The sequence below is a fragment of the Mycobacterium sp. genome (assembly GCF_019247615.1).
In the GTDB taxonomy this organism is placed as follows: Bacteria; Actinomycetota; Actinomycetes; order Mycobacteriales; family Mycobacteriaceae; genus Mycobacterium.
Genome location: NZ_JAFBAT010000060.1, coordinates 1 through 21,852 on the forward strand (window position 1 = coordinate 1; position 21,852 = coordinate 21,852).

The 21,852-nt window shown below is 68.5% G+C and carries 22 protein-coding genes and 2 pseudogenes; 18 read left to right on the forward strand and 6 right to left on the reverse strand.

What is annotated here, in order from left to right; all coding sequences use genetic code 11:
- A pseudogene (locus JO059_RS03785) lies at positions 1 to 304 on the forward strand (MBL fold metallo-hydrolase); the annotation flags it as partial.
- 139 nt (positions 305 to 443) lie between these two features.
- On the opposite strand, the gene crp reads toward JO059_RS03785, so the two are convergent.
- Positions 444 to 1,118 carry a cAMP-activated global transcriptional regulator CRP gene (gene crp, locus JO059_RS03790; RefSeq protein WP_067918859.1) on the reverse strand — a complete coding sequence of 225 codons (675 nt, stop codon included), beginning with the start codon at positions 1,116 to 1,118 and terminating at the stop codon, positions 444 to 446.
- Positions 1,119 to 1,182: 64 nt separating this feature from the next.
- Entirely contained in the window at positions 1,183 to 1,578 is a 396-nt protein-coding gene (locus tag JO059_RS03795) for a hypothetical protein (protein ID WP_293314781.1), read from the reverse strand.
- A 173-nt stretch (positions 1,579 to 1,751) separates the two neighbouring features.
- Here JO059_RS03795 and nth point away from each other — a divergent pair, with 173 nt between their 5' ends.
- From nth to marP, 4 genes are read left to right on the forward strand one after another with little or no spacing between them, the layout of a single operon-like run.
- A complete protein-coding gene (gene nth / locus JO059_RS03800) occupies positions 1,752 to 2,432 on the forward strand; it encodes an endonuclease III (RefSeq protein ID WP_293314782.1) in 681 nt (226 codons plus the stop codon).
- 17 nt (positions 2,433 to 2,449) lie between these two features.
- Complete coding sequence (locus JO059_RS03805; RefSeq protein ID WP_293314783.1) at positions 2,450 to 3,091, forward strand: TlpA disulfide reductase family protein; 642 nt, start codon at positions 2,450 to 2,452, stop codon at positions 3,089 to 3,091.
- A gap of 37 nt (positions 3,092 to 3,128) precedes the next feature.
- Positions 3,129 to 3,944 carry a CoA pyrophosphatase gene (locus tag JO059_RS03810; RefSeq protein ID WP_293314784.1) on the forward strand — a complete coding sequence of 272 codons (816 nt, stop codon included), beginning with the start codon at positions 3,129 to 3,131 and terminating at the stop codon, positions 3,942 to 3,944.
- A gap of 5 nt (positions 3,945 to 3,949) precedes the next feature.
- Complete coding sequence (marP, locus tag JO059_RS03815) at positions 3,950 to 5,143, forward strand: acid resistance serine protease MarP (RefSeq protein ID WP_293314803.1); 1,194 nt, start codon at positions 3,950 to 3,952, stop codon at positions 5,141 to 5,143.
- On the opposite strand, the gene JO059_RS03820 is transcribed toward marP, so the two are convergent.
- Both JO059_RS03820 and JO059_RS03825 read right to left on the reverse strand, forming a co-directional pair.
- Entirely contained in the window at positions 5,136 to 6,101 is a 966-nt protein-coding gene (locus JO059_RS03820) for an alpha/beta hydrolase (RefSeq protein WP_293314785.1), read from the reverse strand. The genes marP and JO059_RS03820 overlap by 8 nt on opposite strands.
- Positions 6,102 to 6,644, reverse strand: coding sequence for a phage holin family protein (locus JO059_RS03825; RefSeq protein ID WP_293314786.1), 543 nt, complete (start codon positions 6,642 to 6,644; stop codon positions 6,102 to 6,104).
- A 154-nt stretch (positions 6,645 to 6,798) separates the two neighbouring features.
- On the opposite strand from JO059_RS03825, the gene JO059_RS03830 reads away from it, so the two are divergent.
- A complete protein-coding gene (locus JO059_RS03830) occupies positions 6,799 to 7,497 on the forward strand; it encodes a serine protease (protein ID WP_293314787.1) in 699 nt (232 codons plus the stop codon).
- A 39-nt stretch (positions 7,498 to 7,536) separates the two neighbouring features.
- Here the strand turns inward: JO059_RS03830 and acs are convergent, their stop codons facing one another.
- Positions 7,537 to 9,489, reverse strand: a complete 1,953-nt coding sequence (acs, locus tag JO059_RS03835; protein WP_293314788.1) for an acetate--CoA ligase — start codon at positions 9,487 to 9,489, stop codon at positions 7,537 to 7,539.
- A gap of 230 nt (positions 9,490 to 9,719) precedes the next feature.
- Here acs and JO059_RS03840 point away from each other — a divergent pair, with 230 nt between their 5' ends.
- From JO059_RS03840 to JO059_RS03860, 5 genes are read left to right on the forward strand one after another with little or no spacing between them, the layout of a single operon-like run.
- Positions 9,720 to 11,357: an ABC transporter substrate-binding protein gene (locus JO059_RS03840; protein ID WP_293314789.1), complete on the forward strand. Its 1,638-nt coding sequence runs from the start codon at positions 9,720 to 9,722 to the stop codon at positions 11,355 to 11,357.
- Positions 11,358 to 11,360: 3 nt separating this feature from the next.
- Positions 11,361 to 12,287 (forward strand): ABC transporter permease, encoded by a 927-nt coding sequence (locus JO059_RS03845; protein ID WP_293314790.1) that lies wholly within the window; start codon positions 11,361 to 11,363, stop codon positions 12,285 to 12,287.
- Positions 12,280 to 13,143, forward strand: a complete 864-nt coding sequence (locus tag JO059_RS03850) for an ABC transporter permease (RefSeq protein ID WP_293314791.1) — start codon at positions 12,280 to 12,282, stop codon at positions 13,141 to 13,143. The genes JO059_RS03845 and JO059_RS03850 overlap by 8 nt, the downstream gene beginning before the upstream one ends.
- Complete coding sequence (locus JO059_RS03855) at positions 13,140 to 14,777, forward strand: ABC transporter ATP-binding protein (protein ID WP_293314792.1); 1,638 nt, start codon at positions 13,140 to 13,142, stop codon at positions 14,775 to 14,777. Before JO059_RS03850 ends, JO059_RS03855 begins: the two co-directional genes overlap by 4 nt.
- A 6-nt stretch (positions 14,778 to 14,783) precedes the next feature.
- Complete coding sequence (locus JO059_RS03860) at positions 14,784 to 15,554, forward strand: oxidoreductase (RefSeq protein ID WP_293314793.1); 771 nt, start codon at positions 14,784 to 14,786, stop codon at positions 15,552 to 15,554.
- Between the two features lie 483 nt (positions 15,555 to 16,037).
- On the opposite strand, the gene JO059_RS03865 is transcribed toward JO059_RS03860, so the two are convergent.
- A complete protein-coding gene (locus JO059_RS03865; RefSeq protein WP_293314794.1) occupies positions 16,038 to 16,895 on the reverse strand; it encodes an HAD-IB family hydrolase in 858 nt (285 codons plus the stop codon).
- A gap of 503 nt (positions 16,896 to 17,398) precedes the next feature.
- On the opposite strand from JO059_RS03865, the gene ssd reads away from it, so the two are divergent.
- The 7 genes and pseudogenes from ssd to JO059_RS03900 form a co-directional block, all read left to right on the forward strand.
- A complete protein-coding gene (gene ssd, locus JO059_RS03870) occupies positions 17,399 to 18,457 on the forward strand; it encodes a septum site-determining protein Ssd (protein WP_293314804.1) in 1,059 nt (352 codons plus the stop codon).
- Entirely contained in the window at positions 18,454 to 19,617 is a 1,164-nt protein-coding gene (locus tag JO059_RS03875) for a TadA family conjugal transfer-associated ATPase (protein WP_293314795.1), read from the forward strand. Before ssd ends, JO059_RS03875 begins: the two co-directional genes overlap by 4 nt.
- Positions 19,614 to 20,414 (forward strand): type II secretion system F family protein, encoded by an 801-nt coding sequence (locus tag JO059_RS03880; protein ID WP_293314796.1) that lies wholly within the window; start codon positions 19,614 to 19,616, stop codon positions 20,412 to 20,414. Before JO059_RS03875 ends, JO059_RS03880 begins: the two co-directional genes overlap by 4 nt.
- Positions 20,411 to 21,007, forward strand: coding sequence for a type II secretion system F family protein (locus tag JO059_RS03885; RefSeq protein ID WP_293314797.1), 597 nt, complete (start codon positions 20,411 to 20,413; stop codon positions 21,005 to 21,007). Before JO059_RS03880 ends, JO059_RS03885 begins: the two co-directional genes overlap by 4 nt.
- A gap of 18 nt (positions 21,008 to 21,025) precedes the next feature.
- Positions 21,026 to 21,226 carry a DUF4244 domain-containing protein gene (locus JO059_RS03890; RefSeq protein ID WP_293314798.1) on the forward strand — a complete coding sequence of 67 codons (201 nt, stop codon included), beginning with the start codon at positions 21,026 to 21,028 and terminating at the stop codon, positions 21,224 to 21,226.
- A 35-nt stretch (positions 21,227 to 21,261) separates the two neighbouring features.
- Positions 21,262 to 21,549, forward strand: coding sequence for a TadE family type IV pilus minor pilin (locus JO059_RS03895; protein WP_293314805.1), 288 nt, complete (start codon positions 21,262 to 21,264; stop codon positions 21,547 to 21,549).
- Positions 21,550 to 21,583: 34 nt separating this feature from the next.
- A pseudogene (locus JO059_RS03900) lies at positions 21,584 to 21,805 on the forward strand (Rv3654c family TadE-like protein); the annotation flags it as partial.
- Positions 21,806 to 21,852: the final 47 nt, after the last annotated feature.

Sequence of the window (21,852 nt, forward strand, 5' to 3'; positions counted from 1 at the left end):
TGACAAGGAAGACGGCAACCTGGCTGATTACCTGGATTCACTGCGGAGGCTCCGTGGCCTCGGCCGGCTGAGGGTGCTGCCCGGCCACGGGCCCGACCTCGCCGACCTCGAGGCCGTCGCGTATGGATACCTGACTCACCGGCACGAACGCCTGGAGCAGGTGCGCGCAGCGCTCTGGGACCTGGGCAACGAGGCCACCACGCGCGAGATCGTCGAGTACGTCTACGTCGATGTCGACGAGAAACTCTGGGACGTGGCCGAATGGTCGGTCCAGGCGCAATTGGACTATCTGCGCCGAGCCTGAAGTTTCGCAGGAGAAGTGCGAGTACGGGCCTGCGAGGTTACAGGCTGAACGCAAGCCAAGCTAACGCGCGCGGTGTCGGATCTCGCTCGGTTGCGCCCGGGCTTCGCGCGCGCTTGATCGGATTGTTCGGCTCCTCCGCTTACCTCGCTCGGCGGGCCAGCCTCTCGGAGTCCGAGATCAGCACGCTCTTGCCCTCGAGACGGATCCAGCCGCGGTGGGCGAAGTCGGCGAGCGCCTTATTCACGGTTTCCCGGGATGCGCCCACCAGCTGGGCGATCTCCTCCTGGGTCAGGTCGTGGGTGACCCGCATCGCGCCACCCTCCTGGGTGCCGAAGCGCTGGGCGAGTTGCAGCAGCTGCTTGGCCACCCGTCCCGGCACGTCGGTGAAGATCAGGTCGGCCAGGTTGTTGTTGGTCCTGCGCAGCCGTCGGGCGAGTACCCGCAGCAGCTGCTCGGCGATCTCGGGACGATCCGAGATCCACGCGCGCAGCGCGTCGCGGTCCATCGACACCGCCCGGACCTCGGTAATGGTGGTCGCACTGGAAGTCCGCGGGCCCGGGTCGAAGATTGACAATTCGCCGAACATGTCGGACGGGCCCATGATCGTCAGCAGGTTCTCCCGACCGTCCGGTGACCGGCGCCCGATCTTGACCTTGCCCGAGACGATGATGTACAGCCGATCACCCGGCTCCCCCTCCGCGAAGACCGTGTGTCCCCGGGGGAAGTCGACCGGTTGCAGTTGCTTGGTCAGTGCGGCGACTGCGCTGGGCTCAACCCCTTGGAAGATTCCTGCCCGTGCCAGGATCTCGTCCACGTTGCCTCTTCAGCTTTCCAATTATGTTTGTGGGCGTGGCGCCCGATGTGTCCAACGTGTCACGCTACACACGATTGACGTGTATAGCCCCCCTTAATTGCGGATTGACACGCGGGCGCGTGTTGGATCGCATCGGGAAACCGCCCTCACCGCGACCGTCTAGACCCCTGGCGAAGATGACTTCGGGCCGGTGCCTGCCGCCGTACGATCCCGGCACCGGCAACTCGGCCAGCAACTGAGCCTGGCGCCGATGTAGGTATTCCAGCGCCTCCGGCATACCTTCCCGGGCCAGGGTGTGCACGTCCACGGCCTCCGCGAGCTCCAGAAACTCATCGACGTCGGTCGCCGTGACGGTGGTGTGGGCGAGGTCCCTTTCCAGCCGCCCCAGGCCGTGCGCGGCGAGCATCAAAATGCCCGGCACGCAGGCCACCAGCAACCACGACACCAGGAGAGTAAACATGGCCTTGAATAGCCACGAGGTCTCGGCGAGATCACGAAATCAGTACTCTGTGGTAGGTGACAGCGGCAAAGCCCCCCGGACGCACGAACACCGCGACGACCGCGCCCGGGGGCGCAGCCGCTCGCCGCCTCGCACAGGAAACGCGAGCCGGCTTGGTGCGACGGGCGCGGCGGATGAATCGTGTACTGGCCCAGGCCTTTCCGGACGCGCACTGCGAACTGGACTTCACGACGCCGCTGGAGCTGACGGTGGCCACCATCCTGTCGGCGCAGAGCACTGACAAACGCGTCAACCTGACGACGCCGGCGTTGTTTAAGCGATACCGGTCGGCCCTCGATTATGCCCAGGCGGATCGCGCGGAACTCGAAGAGCTCATCCGACCCACCGGCTTCTTCCGCAACAAGGCCGCGTCGCTCATCGGCCTCGGGCAGGCGCTGGTCGAACGGTTCGACGGTGAGGTGCCGGCCACGCTGGACGAATTGGTGACGCTGCCCGGCGTCGGACGCAAGACCGCCAACGTCATCTTGGGCAACGCCTTCGGCGTTCCCGGCATCACCGTCGACACTCATTTCAAGCGGCTGGTGAACAGGTGGCGGTGGACCGCTGAGGAGGACCCCGTCAAGATCGAGCACGCGGTCGGCGATTTGATCGAGCGTCGCGAATGGACGATGTTGAGCCACCGAGTGATCTTTCACGGCCGCCGCGTCTGCCATGCCCGCAAACCGGCGTGCGGTGTCTGCGTGCTCTCGAACGACTGCCCCTCCTTCGGCCTCGGCCCCACCGAACCGTTGCTCGCCGCGCCGCTTGTGCAGGGGCCCGAAACCGAGCATTTGCTGGCCCTCGCGGGGCTATAGCACCGGGGCAGGGGATTTTGACCGGGAAGACCCGCTGGACGATCGCGATATTGGCGGTGGTGGCGGCGCTGACGGCCGCGCTGGTGGCCCAGTTGCGCGACACTCACCCATCGGCGACGACCGCGACGATGCCCGCACCGTCCGCCCGCGATCATCGCGACGCCGATACGCCGGCCGCGCTGGCAGGTCCACGGCAGCGAGCCGACCTGGCGCCCTGCCCCGCCGCCGGAGACGGCGCCGGGCCCGCGCCACTGCGTGGCGTGACGGTCGAATGCGCCGCCGACGGTTCGGCCGTCGACGTCGCGCGCGTGCTGGCCGGTCACCGGGTGGTCCTGAACCTATGGGCGTATTGGTGCGCGCCGTGCGCGGCGGAACTCCCCGCGATGGCCGAGTATCAGCGGCGGGTCGGGCCGGAGGTGATGGTCATGACGGTGCATCAGGACGAGAACGAGGAGGCCGCCTTACTCCGGTTGGCGGACTTGGGCGTTCGCCTGCCGACGCTGCAGGACGGTCGTCGCCGGATCGCTGCGGCCCTGCGCGTGGTAAATGTGATGCCCGCGACGGTGATCCTGCGGCCGGACGGTAGCGTTGCGCAGACGCTTGCGCGGCCGTTCGCCAGCGCCGACGAGATCGCCGCGGCGGTCGGACATGATGCGTGATGAGAGGCCGGTGCAGGCCCGAGTCAGGGAGGTGCCGGTGAGCGATAAGCCCGCCGCGCCCACCGGGGGCCCCACCGGCGCGCGGGGGGCGATTGCCCTCACGCCTGAGCGTTGCCCCTCTTGGTTACGCCCGCTGGTCGACAACATCGGTCAGATCCCCGAGGCGTATCGGCACCGGCTGCCCGCCCCCGTGCTGGCCATGGTGACCGCGGCCAAGGCCGCGTCCTCGTTGGCATCGTTGCGCGGTGAAGACCGCGAGGCCGCAGTTCTCGTGCTGTTCTCGGGCCCGGAGTCCGGACCGGCTGATGGGGGCGTGCCCGACGATGCTGACCTTCTGCTGACCGTGCGGGCCTCGACGTTGCGCCACCACGCCGGTCAGGCGGCGTTTCCCGGCGGCGCGTCCGATCCCACCGACGACGGTCCGGTGGCCACCGCCCTGCGCGAGGCGCGCGAAGAAACGGGGATCGACGTCAGCAGGCTGCATCCACTGGTCACACTGGAGCGGACGTTCATCGCGCCTTCACGGTTCCACGTGGTCCCCGTGCTGGCCTACTCGCCGGATCCCGGGCCGGTGGCCGTTGTCGACGAAACCGAAACGGCGATCGTCTCGCGGGTGCCGGTGCGCGCCTTCATCAATCCGGAGAACCGGTTGATGGTGTACCGCGGCAACCTGGGCCGGCGCTGGGCCGGGCCCGCGTTCCTGTTGAACCAGATGCTGGTCTGGGGATTCACTGGCCAGGTGATCTCTGCCGTGCTCGACGTCGCCGGCTGGGCCCTGCCGTGGGACACCACCGACATCCGCGAGCTGGACGATGCGATGATGCTGGTCGGCGAGTCAGGTCGGCGCCGATGAACTCGATGACCCCGTCGCAGTGGCTGGATATCGCCGTCCTCGCCGTCGCCTTCATCGCGGCCATCTCGGGCTGGCGTTCGGGTGCGCTGGGCTCCCTGCTCTCGTTCGTCGGTGTGTTGCTCGGCGCGATCGCGGGTGTACTGCTGGCGCCGCACATCGTCAGCCACATCGTCGCTCCCCGCGCCAAACTGTTCGCGGCGCTGTTCTTGATCCTGGCGCTGGTCGTCGTCGGTGAGGTCGCCGGTGTGGTGCTGGGGCGTGCCGTCCGCGGCGCGATCCGCAGCCGCACGATTCGTAACGTCGACTCGATCATCGGAGTGGGGGTTCAGCTCATCGTCGTGTTGACCGCGGCCTGGTTGTTGGCGACGCCCCTGACCCAGTCCAAGGACCAGCCCGAGCTGGCGGCCGCGGTCCGGGGATCGCGGGTGCTCGCCCGCGTCAACGAGGTCGCGCCCCCGTGGCTGAAGACCGTGCCCAAGCGCCTGTCGGCGCTGCTGAACACCTCCGGGCTGCCAGCGGTGCTGGAACCGTTCAGCCGAACACCGGTGATTCCGGTCGCATCCCCGGATCCCGCGCTGGCCAATAACCCGGTCGTCCTGTCCGTCGCGCCGAGCGTCGTCAAGGTCCGCAGCCTGGCGCCGAGCTGCCAAAAGGTCTTGGAGGGCAGTGGTTTCGTGGTGGCCCGCGACCGGGTGATGACCAACGCGCACGTGGTCGCGGGATCAAACAGCGTGCAGGTCTATGCCAGCGGCAGTCCTCTTGACGCCACCGTGGTGGACTACGACCCGTCGGTCGACATCGCGATCCTGGCCGTGCCGAACTTGCCGCCGGCTCCGCTGGCCTTCGCCCAGGGAGAGGCAAAGAGCGGCGAAAACGTTGTGGTGATGGGCTATCCGGGCGGCGGCAACTTCACCGCCACCCCGGCCAGGATTCGCGAGGCCATCAGGCTCAGTGGGCCCGACATCTATCGGGATCCCGCACCCGTCACCCGCGACGTGTACACCATCAGAGCCAATGTGGAACAAGGGAATTCGGGCGGACCGCTGATCGACCTGAACGGTAACGTGCTCGGGGTGGTGTTCGGCGCGGCCGTCGACGACCCCGACACCGGCTTCGTGTTGACGGCCGACGAGGTGGCCGGCCAGCTGTCCAAGATCGGTAACACCGCGCAGGTGACCACCGGGGCCTGCGTCAGCTGACCGGGCACCCGTGCACGTTCTCCAAGAACCGCGTCAGGTGCCTGTTGATTTCTTCGGGTGCCTCTTCGTGGCTGAAATGCCCCGCACCCGTTATCGATACGTACCGTCCCCCGGGGGCGTAGCGCTGGGTGCGGTCGACCGGGTCGGCAAGCACGTAGGGATCGGCGTCACCACGTAGGTGCAGCGACGGGATACCCAGCTGTGTGGACATCGATCGCATGAAGCGCCGGCCTTCGCCGCGGATCTGGCTGCGCACCGCCCAGCGCTGGTATTCCAGGGCGCAGTGAGCCGCGGCCGGGATCCGGATGGCTGTTCGCAGGTAACCGACGGTTTGGGAAAAGTCTTCGGAGACAACCCATTTGGCGCAACTCCGACTTCGGACCAGGCGCTCGATCTCTGCGGCGTTGTCTCGGGTCAGCACGCGCTCCGGCCAGATAGGCACTTGATACTGCAGCAACGTCGGCAGCAGGGCGTAACCCTGATCGCGCCGCGTCAGCGTGGACCGTCGCAGTGCCGCCGGGTGCGGCGAGCTGATCAATGCGATGGCACGCACCAGCCGCGAATGCAGCACCGCGGTGGCCCAGCAGGCCAGCCCGCCGTCCGCGTGGCCGACCAGCGTTGCCGACGAGTGCCCGAGTGCGCGAATGAGCCCGGCGGTGTCACCGGCGAGCGTCCAACCGTCGTATCCCCGGGGCGGCTTGTCGCTGCCGCCGTAGCCTCGCAGGTCCACCGCGACCACCCGCGTCCCGGTCAGACCGCGCAGCTGATGACGCCAGGACCACCAGAACGAGCCGAAACCATGCAGCAGGATCACCAGCGGCCGGGCCGTGGCCGGCGCGCCCGCGTCTCGGCCGGCCGGCCGAGCCTCGACGACGTGAAAGCGGATCCCGTTGGCGTGCACGTCCAGATGCCGCCATGGCCCGTCGATGCGGGTCATCGACGGATCTGGTGCCGCCATCTACCAACCCGAGCGATCGGCGGTAGCGTCGCTTTCGGGCTTTTCCTCAGCGCCGCGTGCGGCCGTCAGCTGCTTCTCCGCGGCGGCGGCCTTCTCGTGGCCCGGCGTCAGCGCGGTGCGGGTCTCCTTGACCGATTCGATCGTCTGTCGGGGGCCCCTTATCCGGCGCACCTTCAGAAACCCCAACAGCCCCAGCACGGCCCCGACCACCACCATGATCGCGAACACGATGAGGAAAGCCACCCAGCGCCAGAGCCAGGTGTCGAGTAGCTCGGCGAGAAAGAAGAAGAAAAAGAACGTGGAGTAGAACAGCACCACCAGCGCGGCGATGAAGTAGACGCTGCCGGTCAGGCCCTTCTTGACGTCCCTGGTGATCTCCGCGCGGGCCAGTTCGACCTCCGCGCGCACCAGGGTGGACATCTGAGTGGTCGCGTCCTTGATCAGGTCGCCGATCGACGGCTCGCCAGCCCTGGCGTGTGGGTCGGCCAGCGGAATCGTGGTCAGGGTGCTGGGCACGCCGTTGGTGCGGTCGACTTTGCTCACAGACGGTCCTCTCGGTCGATTGCCCGGCTCGCGGTTTATGTTGCCATGCTGCGCGGGGGCAGACGAGGGCACCGACCTGAGCGACCGGGACACGATAGCCGACTAGACTGACCGGGCTGCTCGGGATGTTTGACCGGTTGATGGGGGTGTTGCTGTGCAGACGGCCCACCGTTGCTACACGGCGGCGGTGGCAGCCGTGCTGGTAGCCGTCGCGGGCATGCCCGCCAACAGCGCGGCCGCCGATGACAGGGTCCCGCTGGGCGGCGGCGCGGGCATAGTCGTCAACGGGGACGCCATGTGCACCCTGACGACGATCGGCAACGACTCGGCCGGCGAGCTGATCGGATTCACCTCCGCACACTGCGGCGGACCCGGCGCGAACGTCGCAGCCGAGGCCGCGCAGAACAGGGGAACTCTGGGCACCATGATCGCGGGCAACGACACCCTCGACTATGCGGTGATCAGATTCGACCCGGCCCGGGTGGCGCCCGTGGCCACCTACAACGGGTTCACGATCAACGGCCTCGGACCGGATCCGGCCTTCGGTCAGGTCGCCTGCAAGCAGGGCCGGACGACCGGCAATTCGTGCGGGGTCACCTGGGGACCGGGCCAGGACCCGGGCACCATCGTCATGCAGGTCTGTGGCCAACCGGGCGACTCCGGTGCGCCGGTGACCGTCAACAGCCTGCTGGTCGGGATGATCCACGGGGCCTTCAGCGACAACCTGCCGAGCTGCATCATCAAATACATCCCGCTGCACACGCCGGCGGTGGTGCAGTCGTTCAACGCGATCATGGCCGACATCAACACCAAGCACCGGCCCGGCGCGGGATTCGTGCCGCTGGCGGCCTAACGAATCGGCCTAACGTCACGCCAAAGCGCCACGGGCGCCCTACTTTGCGGCCCTGATCGCGTCGAACACCCCGGGATCGAGCAGCGTCGAGGTGTCACCCAGGTCGCGGTTTTCGGCGACATCGCGCAACAGCCTGCGCATGATCTTGCCGCTGCGGGTTTTGGGCAACTCGGGTACCACGTGGATCTCACGCGGCTTGGCGATGGGGGAGATCTCCCGGGCAACCTCGGCACGCAGTTCGTCGACGATGCCCTCATGCACGTCGTATTCGGCGCACAACACGACGAACGCGCAGATGGCTTGACCCGTGGTCTCGTCGGCCTTCGCCACCACCGCGGCCTCGGCCACACCGGAATGGCCGACGAGCGCCGACTCCAATTCGGCGCTCGAGAGCCGGTGCCCCGACACGTTCATCACATCGTCGATGCGGCCCACCACCCAGACCGCACCGTCGCGGTCGTAGTAGGCGCTGTCACCGGCGAAGTACCAGCCCTGCTCGGCGAACCTCGACCAGTAGGTCTCCACGTAGCGTTCCGGGTCGCCCCAGATTCCCCGCAGCATGGAGGGCCACGGCCGGTCCAAGACCAGGTAGCCGGTGACGTGTTCTTCCTTATGGACGGTTGGTGTCAGTTCATCGCCGTGGTCGTCGACGATCTTGGCCGAGATGCCCGGCAGCGGCCTCATCGCCGAACCCGGTTTGGCCGCGGTGATTCCGGGCAGCGGGGAGATCATCGCCGCGCCCGTTTCGGTCTGCCACCATGTGTCCACGATCGGCAGGCTCTCGGCGCCGATCACCTTGCGGTACCACCGCCACGCTTCCGGATTGATCGGCTCGCCGACCGTCCCCAGCAGGCGCAGACTGGACAGGTTGTGCGCGTCGGCGATCTCCCGCCCCCACTTCATGAACGTCCGGATGAGCGTGGGCGCGGTGTAATAGATTGTCACGCCGTACTTTTCGATGATCTCGAAATGCCGGTGCTGAGTGGGCGAGTCGGGCGTGCCCTCGTAGAGCACCTCGGTGACCCCGTTGGACAGCGGACCGTAGACCCCGTAGGTGTGACCCGTGACCCAGCCGATGTCCGCGGTGCACCAAAAAACGTCTTTCTCCGGCTTGATGTCGAAGATGTAGTAGTGCGTGTAGGAACACTGGGTCAGGTAGCCGCCGCTGGTGTGCACAATGCCCTTCGGCTTGCCTGTGGTACCCGAGGTGTACAGCAGGAATAGCGGCTGCTCGGCGCCGAACGGCTGCGGAGTGTGCTCGGCGGCCGCGGAGTCGACGACGTCGTGCCACCACAGGTCGCGGTCCTCGTCCCAGGACACGTCAATTCCGGTGCGGCGCACCACCAGAACCCGCTCGACGGAACTGTCGGGATCCGCGAGGGCCTCGTCGGCCGCGTTCTTGAGCGGCGCGGGCTGGCCGCGGCGGAACTGGCCGTCGCTGGTGATCAGCAGCTTGGCCTGGGCGTCGGCGATGCGCGCCCGCAACGCCTTAGCGGTGAAACCGGCGAACACGACGCTGTGCATGATGCCCAGGCGCGCACAGGCGAGCATCGCTATCACCGCCTCGGGAATCAACGGCAGGTAGATCGCGACGCGGTCGCCGGCGACCAGGCCGAGGTCGGTCAGCGCGTTGGCCGCCTTGCACACTTCGGTCTGCAGCTCGGCGTAGGTCAGGCTGCGGCTGTCGCCCACGGGCTCGCCCTCCCAGTGGATGGCGACCCGATCCCCGAGGCCGGCCTCCACGTGGCGATCCACGCAGTTGTAGGCGACGTTGAGCTTGCCGTCGGCGAACCACTTCGCGAAGGGCGCCTGCGACCAGTCCAGGGTCTCGGTGAACGGCGTCGACCATGCGAGCCGGTTGGCTTGTTTGCCCCAAAACGCCAGCCAGTCGTGCTCGGCCTCGCGGTACAGGTCCTCGCCGGCGTTGGCCTGCTCGGCGAACTGCGCCGGCGGCGGATACGAGGACGGCCCTTCGGTGTGGGTGGCGGTCACTGGTTTCCTCCTGGTGTCGAGGCTCGTCAACCGTCAGTGAGCCTAGACCTTCGAAGTGAAAAGCGGCTCGCGAGCCTCAAGGCCAAGCCTGTCCCGGTACCGGATAATTGCCGGTGTGCCCGGACCCCACGGATAGCCAGCACGGCGAGCTACCTGGGCGGCCTGCCGCCCGACGTCGACGTGCCGCAGGTGCACCCCGTCACGGGCGCCGCGTCGTAGGGTCGGATGCCATGCGCTGGATGCGGGCCGCGGTGAACCCGCTGGCCCCACTAGCCGCCGCGATGTTGGTGTTGACGATGCTGACCGGTTGTGGCGGCGGGGTCCTCGGCCCCGAACTGGTGGTGGTCAATGGCGCCGAACCGCCCAACCCGCTGATTCCCACCGGCACCAATGACAGCCACGGCGGACGGATCATCGACCGGATCTTCGCCGGCCTGATGTCCTATGACGCGGCCGGCAATCCCTCGCCGGAGGTGGCCCAGTCGATCGAGAGCACCGACAACGTCACCTATCGCATCACCCTCAAGCCCGGCTGGCGATTCACCGACGGCTCATCGGTGACCGCCCGCTCGTTCGTCGACGCGTGGAACTATGGGGCCCTGAGCACCAATGCTCAACTGCAGCAGAGCTTTTTCAGCACGATCGACGGATTCGACGACGTTTCCGGCGCGACTGGCGACGGAAAGCCAAGGGCGGCAACGATGTCGGGGCTCCATGTGGTGAACGACCTGGAGTTCACCGTTCGGCTCAAGGCGCCGAACATCGACTTCGTCCTGAGCCTGGCGTTCAGCCCGTTCTATCCACTGCCGGACGCGGCTTTTCGGGACATGGCCGGGTTCGGCCGGCACCCGATCGGCAATGGCCCCTACAAGCTGGCCGACGGTCCGGACGGGCCGGCCTGGGAGCACAATGTCCGGATCAACCTACGGCCCAATCCCGACTACCACGGCAACCGCAAGCCCCGCAACAAGGGGCTGAGGTTCGAGTTCTACTCGAACCTGGACACGGCGTACGCCGATCTGCTTTCGGGCAATCTCGATGTGCTGGACACGATTCCGCCCAGCGCACTGCCGGTGTACCGGCGGGATCTCGGCGACAAGGCCGTCGCCGGACCCGCCGCGGTGAACCAGAGCCTCGACACTCCGTTGCGGCTGCCGCATTTCGGCGGCGAGGAGGGCCGGCTGCGCCGCCTCGCGTTGTCGGCCGCCATCAACCGCCCGCAGATCTGTCAGCAGATCTTCGTCGGCACTCGCAGTCCCGCGCGCGACTTCACCGCCCGCTCGTTACCCGGGTTCGACCCGAACCTGCCGGGCAATGATGCACTGGACTTCAATCCCGATCTTGCGCGGCGCCTCTGGTCGCAGGCCAACGCCCTCTCACCGTGGAGCGGCCGCTATGCGATCGCTTACAACGCCGACTCCGAGCACCGGGACTGGGTGGACGCCGTAGCGAACAGCATCAAGAACGTCCTCGGCATCGACGCGGCGGGCGCGCCTCAGCCGACTTTCGCCGGTTTCCGCACGGCGATCACCGACCACACGATCGCGACCGCATTTCGTGCCGGGTGGCAGGGCGACTACCCGTCGATGATCGAGTTCCTCGGCCCCTTGTTCGTCACCGGCGCGGGATCCAACGACGTCGGCTACTCCAGCGCGGCGTTCGACGGCGCGCTGGCCGCGGCCCAAGAAGCGTCCAGCCCGCAGCGGGCCGAGGCGCTGGCCAACGATGCGCAGCGAATCCTGCTGCACGACATGCCGATCGTCCCGCTTTGGGACTACATCAGCGTTGTCGGATGGTCGCCTCAGGTGAGCGCCGTCACGGTCACGTGGAACGGCCTGCCCGATTACGAGAACATCGTCAAGGCCTAAGAGATGGGTTGGTACATCGCGCGCCGCATCGCGATCATGGTGCCCGTCTTCATCGGTGCCACGCTGCTGATCTATGGCATGGTTTTCCTGCTGCCGGGCGACCCGGTGGCGGCCATGGCCGGCAACCGGCCGCTGACACCCGCGGTGGCCGCCCAACTGCGCGCGCGCTACCACCTCGACGATCCGTTCATCGTGCAGTACCTGCGTTACGTGGGAGGCGTGCTGCGCGGCGACCTTGGGCGTTCGTATTCGGGTCTTCCGGTCAGCGACGTTCTGGCCCATGCCTTTCCGGTCACCTTCCGGCTGGCGATGATCGCGCTGGTCGTTGAGGCGGTGCTGGGCGTCGGCTTCGGGGTGGTCGCCGGCCTGCGCCAGGGCGGCCTCTTCGACTCCACCGTCCTCATGGCGGGCCTGATCGTCATCGCGACGCCGATTTTCGTCCTGGGTTTCCTGGCCCAGTTCGTGTTCGGGGTGCGCCTGGGGATCGCGCCGGTGACGGTAGGGCAACGGGCGACGTTCGCGCGCTTGCTGTTGCCCGGGATCGTCTTGGGTTCCGTGTCTTTCGCCTACGTCGTGCGGCTGACGCGGTCCTCGGTGGCCGCCAATGCGCACGCCGACCATGTCCGCACCGCGACCGCCAAAGGGTTGTCCCGGCCGCGGGTGGTGGCGGTGCACATCCTGCGGAATTCGCTCATCCCGGTGGTCACCTTCCTCGGCGCCGATCTGGGGGCGCTTATGGGCGGAGCCATCGTGACCGAGGGCATCTTCAACATCCATGGCGTCGGCGGTGTGCTGTATCAAGCGGTGACCCGGCAAGAGGCGCCGACGGTGGTGTCGATCGTGACGGTCCTGGTGCTGATCTATCTGGTCACCAACCTGGCGGTGGACCTGCTGTATGCCGTCCTCGATCCGCGGATCCGGTATGGCTGAGCGACATGGGTTTTGGCGCGACGCCTGGCGTGGGCTGCGCCGACGCCCAAAGTTCGTCATCGCTGCGACCATGATCCTGCTGATCCTCGTGGTCGCGGTGTTTCCGGGGTTGTTCACCGCGGCCGATCCTGCCTACGCCGATCCCGCCCAGAGTCTGCGTCCGCCGTCGGCCTCTCACTGGTTCGGCACGGACCTACAGGGCCACGACATCTACAGTCGCACCGTGTACGGCGCGCGGGCCTCGGTGACCGTGGGCCTGGGCGCCACGCTGATCGTGTTGGTCGTCGGCGGCGCGCTGGGCGCGTTGGCCGGCTTCTACGGTGGCTGGCTCGACGCCGTGGTTTCGCGGATCACCGACGTGTTCTTCGGGTTGCCCTTGTTGTTGGCCGCCATCGTCCTCATGCAGGTGCTGCAACACCGCACGGTGTGGACGGTGGTCGGCATCCTCGCCCTGTTCGGCTGGCCGCAGCTGGCCAGGATTGCCCGTGGCGCGGTGCTTCAGGTGCGGGCCAGCGACTACGTGCTTGCCGCTGAAGCGCTGGGGCTGAGCAGGTTTCAAATCCTCCTGCGGCACGCGGTACCGAACGCGCTGGGTCCGGTGATCGCGACGGCCAGCATCGCCCTCGGTCTGTTCATCGTCAGCGAGGCCACGCTGTCCTACCTGGGCGTCGGCCTGCCGCCGTCGGTGGTCTCCTGGGGCGGCGATATCAACCTCGCGCAGGCGCGGCTGCGGTCCGGCTCGCCGATCCTCTTCTTTCCCGCCGGCGCACTCGCGATCACGGTGTTGGCCTTCATGGTGCTGGGCGACGCGTTGCGCGACGCGCTTGACCCGGCCTCACGCGAATGGCGGGCATGAGCACGCGACGGGCGCCGCTGCTGTCGGTCGAAGCGCTGCACGTCAGGTTCGGCGACCATGCGGCGGTTCGGGGCGTCGACTTGACCGTGCTTCCGGGCCAGACCGTGGCCGTCGTGGGGGAATCGGGATCGGGGAAATCCACCACGGCCGCGGCGATTCTCGGGCTGCTGCCGCTCGGCGGGCGAATTGCCAACGGGCGCATCGTCTTCGATGGTGCGGACATCGCGTCGTTGCACGGCAGGTCCGGTCGAACGACGATGCGCTCGGTCAGGGGCCGTCACATCGGCTACATACCTCAGGACCCGATGACCCACCTCAACCCCGTCTGGAAGGTCGGCTTCCAGGTCCGGGAAGCATTGCGCGCCAACGCCGGGGGCCGCAAGCCACGACAGCGCGTACTGGAGCTGCTCGCCGATGCCGGCATGCCGGACCCGGCGAAGCAGGCCGAAAGATATCCGCACCAACTTTCCGGCGGCATGTGCCAGCGTGCCCTGATCGCGATCGGGCTGGCGGGCCGGCCGAAGCTGCTCATCGCCGACGAGCCGACTTCCGCGCTGGACGTCACCGTGCAGCGCCAGGTGCTCGATCATCTGCAGCGACTTACCGGCGAATTGGGAACGGCGCTGCTGCTGATCACCCACGACCTGGCGCTGGCCGCCGAACGGGCGGAGTCCGTTGTCGTGATGCATCGCGGAGCGGTGGTGGAATCCGGTGCAGCGCAATCTATCCTGCGCACCCCGCAACATGAGTACACCCGACGGCTAGTGGCCGCCGCCCCGTCGCTGGTTTCGAGGAACCCGGCGCGGAACCGGTCGCGGGCACCGAGCCAACCGTCCGACGATATTCTCGCCGCCTCGGAGCTGACCAAGGTGTACCGGGAGTCGCGCGGAGTGCCGTGGCGGCGGGCGGAGTTTCGCGCCGTCGACGGTGTGTCGTTTCGGCTGCGACGGGGGAGTGCGCTGGCGATCGCGGGAGAATCGGGTTCCGGTAAGTCGACACTTGCGCGGATGGTGTTGGGGCTGCTGCAACCCACTTCTGGCGCCGTGGTTTTCGACGGCGCTCAGATCGGCCAACTGGACCGCAAGCAGGCGATGGCCTTTCGCCGCCGAGTGCAGCCGGTGTTCCAAAACCCGTACAGCAGTTTGGATCCCATGTATTCGGTGTTTCGTGCCATCGAGGAGCCGCTGCGGATACATCGCGTCGGGGGCCGCAAACGGCGCGAGCAGACGGTGCGCGAACTCATCGACCACGTGGCCCTGCCGTCGTCGGTGTTGGGGCGGCTGCCCCGTGAGTTGTCGGGCGGTCAACGCCAGCGCGTCGCCATCGCCCGGGCGCTCGCGCTGCGGCCCGACGTGCTGGTGTGCGACGAGGCCGTCTCGGCGCTCGACGTCCTGGTGCAGGCGCAGATTTTGGATCTGCTGGCCGAGCTGCAGGCCGACCTGGGCCTGACGTACTTGTTCATCAGCCACGACCTGGCCGTGATCCGCCAGATCGCCGACGACGTCCTGGTCATGCGCGCGGGCCGGGTGGTGGAGCAGGCGCCCACCGAAGAGCTGTTCACCCGGCCCGCCCACGAGTACACCCGTCAGTTGCTGGACGCCATACCGCGCCCGTCCGAACGAGGGATAGGTTGACCACCCGTGACCGCTGACCCGCTGGGCCCCCTGATGGATCTGCCCGGCGTCGCCGAGGCCAGCGACCGGGCCCGCGACGCGCTCGGCCGCGCCCACCGCCACCGGGCCAATCTGCGGGGCTGGCCGGTCACCGCGGCCGAAGCCGCGTTGCGGGCCGCCCGCGCCTCGTCGGTGCTGGACGGCGGCCCCGTACGACTGGACGATCTTGCGGAGCACGCCTCGCCGAACGGGGGGGTCAGGGACCCGGTGTTCGGCGGAGCGCTGCGGGTGGCCCAGGCGCTAGAGGGCGGTGGCGGTCCGCTGATCGGAGTCTGGCGGCGCGCACCGCTGCAGGCGCTGGCCCGGCTGCACGTGTTGGCGGCGGCCGACCAGGTCGACGACGATCAGCTGGGCCGCCCGCGGGCCGCCGCCGACGTCGGGCCGCGCCTGGAGTTGCTGGCCGGATTGGTCACCGGCCGCACGCGTGCGCCCGCGCCGGTGCTGGCCGCCGTCGCCCACGGAGAGTTGCTCACGCTCAAGCCGTTCGGCAGCGCGGACGGCGTCGTGGCCCGCGGCGTGTCGCGACTGGTCACCATCGCGAGCGGATTGGATCCCCACGGACTGGGTGTGCCCGAGGTGAGTTGGATGCGCCAGCCCACGGATTACCGCGAGGCCGCTCGCGGGTTCGCCGACGGCACGCCCGCCGGTGTGGGCGCGTGGGTGGTGCTGTGCTGCCGGGCGATGCGGGCCGGCGCCCAGGAGGCGATTTCGATCGCCGAATCGTTGCCGAGTCGATAGCTGGATCGGTAGCTGCGAGCTTCCAAACGCCGACCGGAATGACGGTCCCGCAATGTAAAGCGGGCGACGTCCCGAATGTCTCGGTCCGCCGCCCGCTAACACGGAACCCGGTTACCAAGCGTGCATTCGTGGGCTGCGTGGGTCGGCCTCGGCGATCTTGCGAAGCTTCCGGCTGCAACCCCGCCCAAAGGGCCGTCGACACTTTCCGCTTTTCCGCAATTACGCAGGCCCGCAACACTTTTGCCATTATCGCGGCTATGACTCCGCGTGGGTGCCGGGTACCGTGCCTGGGCGCCCGGGTCGGGAGATCGATCCTTCTCTTCCGGATCGACCTTGGCCTCACCGGGCTTCCGTGGTTCCTTTGTACTCCTCGACCCTTAACACAGCAAGGCCCAATCAGGCGAAAGTTGCGAAGGTGGCCAGGGTGGCGCCGATATTTCGTTTGCTGGCTTCCGGTCTGAGCAACGCGAAGCAGTCCTGTCGCTAGAACGCGAAGCGGCGCAGCAACGAGTAGGTGACCGCGCCGGCGGCCAGCGCGGAGACGGCCACCGCGGCGGTGGTCGCGATGGCGGCGCCCGACGGTGCCGGAATGCGGTCGCGCAGCGACACCGGACGGGAAAACATCAGGACGGGCCAGCCGCGCTCGCCGGCTTCCTTGCGCAGCGCGCGATCCGGATTAACCACGCTCGGATGGCCGACTGCGTCGAGCATCGGTAGATCGGTGATCGAGTCGGAGTAGGCGTAGCAGTGTTCCAGCGGGTAGCCCTCGCGGGCGGCCAGCTCGCGGATCGCCTGAACCTTGCCCTCGCCGTAGCAGTAGAACCCGACCTCGCCCGTGTACCTGCCGTCCGCGACGATCATGCGCGTCGCCATCGCATGGGTGGCACCCAGCGCCCGGGCGATCGGCGCGACGATTTCCTCTCCGGACGCCGAGACCACCACGACGTCACGGCCGCACAGTTTGTGCGCCGCGATCAGGTCCGCCGCCTCGGCGAACACCAGCGGCGTGACGATGTCGTGGAGCGTTTCGTTGACGATCGACTTGACCTGTTCGACGTCCCAACCGGTGCACATGTTGGTCATGTGGGCACGCATTCGGTCCATTTGGTCATGATCGGCGCCGGAGAGCAGAAAGATGAACTGCGCGTAGCTCGACTTGAGCACGGCGCGCCGGTTGAGCAGTCCCTGGTTGAAGAACGGTTTGCTGAAAGCGAGGGTGCTGGACTTGGCGATGATCGTCTTGTCCAGGTCGAAGAAGGCGGCGGTGCGGGCGCGAGGTGCGGTGGTTGCAGCTGTTTCCGGTGTGGTTTCCTGCTGCGCGGCCGAGTCGGGGACGGTCACCGACCCAGCATAGGTCGGTTGCCTGCCAGCGCCGCGACCGTACGGCCAAGCGGCGGCTCAGCATGCGTGGGGCCGGCGTGACCGACGGTGTTTTAGCGGCTCAAGCAGTTTTTTGGAATGAATCGCCACTTGCGTAAATGCGGACTGTCATGTGTATAGTAAGCATTACTCGGCCTGAGCCGAGGGTGTATCAGCCCGACCCCCCGGGGCTGATACACGACGACCCTCGCCTCCTCCCCCCCTGGCGGGGGTCGTCCCTTTTCCGGGGTAGGTTTCCCAGGTTTTCGTCGGTCGTCCACGGTTCGCGCCGCGCGCCGCGCGTTGCGGGAAATCTGTGATCCGTGTGCTGGGCGGGCCTCGACTCGACGCGTTGTGCACACCCGCGTCTCTATCCACAAATCCAGCTTTGGGACTGGTGTCCCAAGGTCACGGCCCGGCAAGGTGGCTGAGTGACCAGCAGCGCCGGCATCTCAGCGAGCGGTACCTCGGCCGCGTCAGCGGTGGTGTTGGCGGCCTTGGCCGATCCGGAATTGCGTGACGAGTTCGACCGGGTGGCCGCGGCCGTAGGTGTCCGGGTCGTTCATGTCGGCGGGTCTGGCTTGAGTCGCAAGTTCTGGTCGGCGGCCGCCGCGGTCGTGCTGGATGAGTCCGCGGCGGATCACTTCGCGAAGGCCGCGCTGCCGCGGCGCGCGCACGTCAGTGTGCTGACGGTCGCCGAACCCGGGACGGCGACGTGGGTGGCCGCCGTCGCGGTCGGTGCGCAACACGTGTTGCGGCTGCCCGACCAGGAGCGCGAACTGGTCGGAGAACTCGCCGATGCCGGTGAACAGTTGCGCGAGCAGGGGCTGCGTGGCGAGGTCGTCGCCGTGATCGGCGGCTGCGGCGGGGCGGGGGCTTCGTCGCTTGCGGTCGCCGTGGCACACACCGCCGCCGATGCGCTGCTGGTGGACCTCGACCCCTGGGGCGGTGGGATCGATCTGTTGTTGGGCGCAGAGGCCGCGCCCGGACTGCGCTGGCCCGATTTGGCGTTGCAGGGCGGACGGCTCAATTGGTCGGCGGTTCGCGATGCGCTGCCGCGTCACCGCGGAATCAGCGTGCTGTCGGGTACTCGCCGCGGCTACGAGCTGGATGCCGCGCCCGTGGACGCCGTCGTCGACGCAGGGCGGCGCGGGGGAGTCACCGTCGTGTGCGATCTGCCCCGTCGCCTCACCGACGCGGCTCAGGTAGTGCTCGATGCCGCGGATCTCGTCGCGCTGGTCAGCCGCTGCGATGTGCGGGCGTGCGCGGCGACGGCGGCCATGGCTCCGGTGTTGGCGGCGACCAATCCCCATCTCGGGTTGGTGGTGCGGGGGCCATCGCCCGGGGGATTGCGGGCAGCCGAGGTCGCCGAAATCACCGGTCTGCCGCTGTTGGCGTCCCTGAAGGCGCAGCCGCAACTGGCCGAGCAGTTGGAGCGGGGCGGTTTGCGATTGGGTCGGCGATCGGCGCTCGCGGTGGCGGCGCGCGGGGTGCTCGCCGCGCTGCCACGCTCGGGGTCGGAAATGACTGGCCGGGCGGCATGAGCGGCCCGCTGATTGAACGGGTGCGTGAGCGCTTGGCGGCCGAATCCGCCCCGCTGCGGCCCAGCGTGGTGGCGGCGGCCATCCGGGCCGAATCCGGTGGGATGCTCGGTGACACCGAGGTCCTCGCCAACCTTCGGGTGTTGCAAACGGAACTGACCGGTGCCGGCATTCTCGAGCCGTTGTTGTGTTCAGACGGCACCACAGATGTCTTGGTCACCGCACCCGATGCGGTGTGGCTGGACGATGGAAACGGTCTGCGACGCAGCCGGGTTCGCTTCGCCGACGAGGCTGCGGTCCGGCGGTTGGCGCAGCGGCTGGCGTTGGCTGCCGGTCGGCGTCTCGACGACGCGCAACCTTGGGTGGACGGCCAGCTGACCGGCATCGGGGCCGGTGGGTTGTCGGTGCGGTTACACGCGGTGTTGCCGCCGGTGGCGGCCGGGGGCACATGTATGTCGCTGCGGGTATTGCGGCCAGCCACCCAGGATTTGGCCGCCCTGACCGCCGCCGGCGCGATCGAGCCGGAGGCCGCGGCAGTGGTAGCCGACATCATCGCCGCCCGGTTGGCCTTTCTGGTGTGCGGAGGAACCGGGGCCGGCAAGACGACGCTGTTGGCGGCGATGCTGGGCGCGGTACCGCCCACCGAACGGATCGTCTGCGTCGAGGACGCCGCCGAGCTGGCACCCCGACATCCGCATCTGGTCAAGCTGGTGGCCCGGTGCGCAAACATCGAAGGTGTCGGCGAAGTTCCGGTGCGCCAGCTCGTCCGGCAGGCCTTACGGATGCGCCCGGACCGCATCGTCGTCGGCGAGGTCAGGGGCGCGGAGGTGGTCGATCTGCTGGCGGCGCTCAATACCGGACACGACGGCGGCGCCGGCACGGTGCACGCCAACAATCCGGGTGAAGTCCCGGCACGACTGGAGGCGCTGGGCGCGCTCGGCGGCCTCGATCGGGCGGCGCTGCACAGCCAACTCGCCGCCGCCGTCCAGGTGCTGTTGCACGTCGCCAGGGACCGCGCCGGTCGACGCCGACTGCACGAGATAGCCGTGCTGCGCACAGTCGACGGGCAGGTGCGGGCCGCCACGGTGTGGCATGCGGACCGGGGAATGACGGACGACGCGGACAATCTCCATCGCTTGCTGCAAAGCCGGATGTCGGCATGAGAGGCCTGACGTCCGCCGCGCTGCTGTTATCGCTTGCGCTGCTTGTGCTTCCGACGTCATCGCGGCGACGGCTCAGGCCGCCGGCTCGCGGCCTGCGGCGCGGCAACCTGCGGGCGAGGGAGGTTGGCTGCGTCGCCGCTTGTGTCGTGGTCGGCGCCGCCATATTGCTGCCGCTGACGATGGTCCTGGCCGTCGCCGTTGTGGTCGCGACCGCGGGCCTGCGCTACCGTCGTCGCCGTCGCGTACGGCGGGCCGCCGACGAGGGCGGAGCGCTGGAAACCGCCCTCGAGGTTCTCGTCGGCGAATTGCGCGTGGGCTCACATCCGGTCCTCGCGTTTGGCGTGGCCGCCGACGAAACCGAGGGCGCGGTCGCCGTGTCCCTGCGGGCCGTCGCCGCGCGCGCCAGATTGGGTGCCGACGTCGCGGCCGGCCTGCGTGCCGCAGCTCGATCCTCGGCCCTGCCGGCGCACTGGCACCGATTGGCCGCCTGCTGGCAGCTGGCCAGCGATCACGGGCTCGCGATAGCCACTCTCATGCGTGCCGCGCAACGCGATATCGCAGAGCGGCAACGGTTCTCGGCACGGGTGTCATCGAGCCTGGCAGGAGCGCGTGCCACCGCCGCAATCCTGTCTGGACTGCCGGTGCTGGGCTTGCTGCTGGGTCAGCTGATCGGGGCGCGACCGCTGAGCTTCTTGTTGAGCGGGCATGCCGGTGGATGGCTGTTGGTAGCAGGGTCGACGCTGGCGTGCGGTGGGCTGCTGTGGTCGGACCGCATCACCGATCGGCTCGCGGCATGACCATTGCGGCAGTGTTATTGGCGTGGGCGTTGTGTATCGGCCCCGGCCCGTCGATGGTGCGGGCCCGCGCCGGCATGCCGCCCCAGGCGCGTCGGCGCGGGCGACCACTGGGGAGGGCTCCCGGCCCGGATCCCCTGGCCGTTGCGTCCAGTCTGGACGTGCTGGCCGTGTGCTTGGCGGCGGGCATGGCGGTGCCGAGCGCGGCGGCCGCGGCCGCGCCGTCCGCGCCCCCAAAGCTGGCCGGGGTGTTGCGCCGCGCCGCCGACCTGCTGGCGTTGGGCGCCGATCCAGCTGTCGCATGGTCGATTTCGCGGCATAAGGCGGTCGGCTCGATCGACGCGCCTACGGACGCGCTGCTGCGCCTGGCGCGGCGTTCGGCCTCCTCGGGCGCCACCTTGGCCCGTGCAGTCGCCGAATTGGCCGAGGAGTCTCGTCACGACGCCGCGCACTCGGCGGCGGCGGCCGCCGAGCGGGCCGGGGTGCTGATCGCCGGACCGCTCGGACTCTGCTTTCTGCCGGCGTTCGTCTGCCTAGGCATTGTCCCGGTGGTAGCCGGACTGGCCGGCGATGTCCTGCGATCGGGACTGCTGTGAAACGAAAGGAATGCATCGATGATCACCATGTACCGCAGCTTCTTGGCGCGAGTCGCGGCGTTGGCGACCGACGAGTCCGGGATGTCCACGGTCGAATACGCCATCGGCACCATCGCGGCGGCGGCGTTCGGCGCGATCCTCTACACCGTGGTCACCGGGGACTCGATCGCGTCGGCGCTGACGAAGATCATCGGTCGCGCGCTCAATACCAAGGTTTAGCCGGCTGTGTCGGCGCAAGCACCGTCGAGGCGGCGCTGGCGATCGCGGCGCTGGTCGTGGTGTTGGTGCTGTGCCTGGCCGGCGTCACGGCGGTATCGATGCAGGTGCGCTGTGTCGACGCCGCCCGCGAGGCGGCCCGATTGGCAGCGCGCGGGGACGAACGCTCGGCGGTCGGGGCCGCGCGGCGCCTCGCCCCGGTGGGGGCGCGGATACAGCTGCGTCGGGATGGCGACTTCGTGGTGGCCACCGTGGTCGCACGTTCGCGGCTGTTGCCGGTGCTGGACATCGGGGCCAAGGCGATCTCGGTGGAGGAGCCTCGGTGATGGTCGGGGCTCGGCCACTGTGGTCGGGGCCGCCATGGTCGTGGTGCTGCTGTGGGTAACCGGGGCCGGGGCATATCTCGGCGCGGTGGTGGTGGCGCGTCATCGTGCGCAGGCGGCCGCGGACCTGGCCGCGCTGGCCGCGGCGGGCCGGCTGCCGTCGGGCGCCGCCGGCGCCTGCGACCTGGCCACCGCGGTGGCGCGCAAGATGGGGGCCGATGACGCGCGCTGCGCAGTGGACGGCCTCGACGTCGTCGTCACCGTCCGCGTGGCCGTCGGTTTCGGATCTGTGGCGCGGGCCGCGGC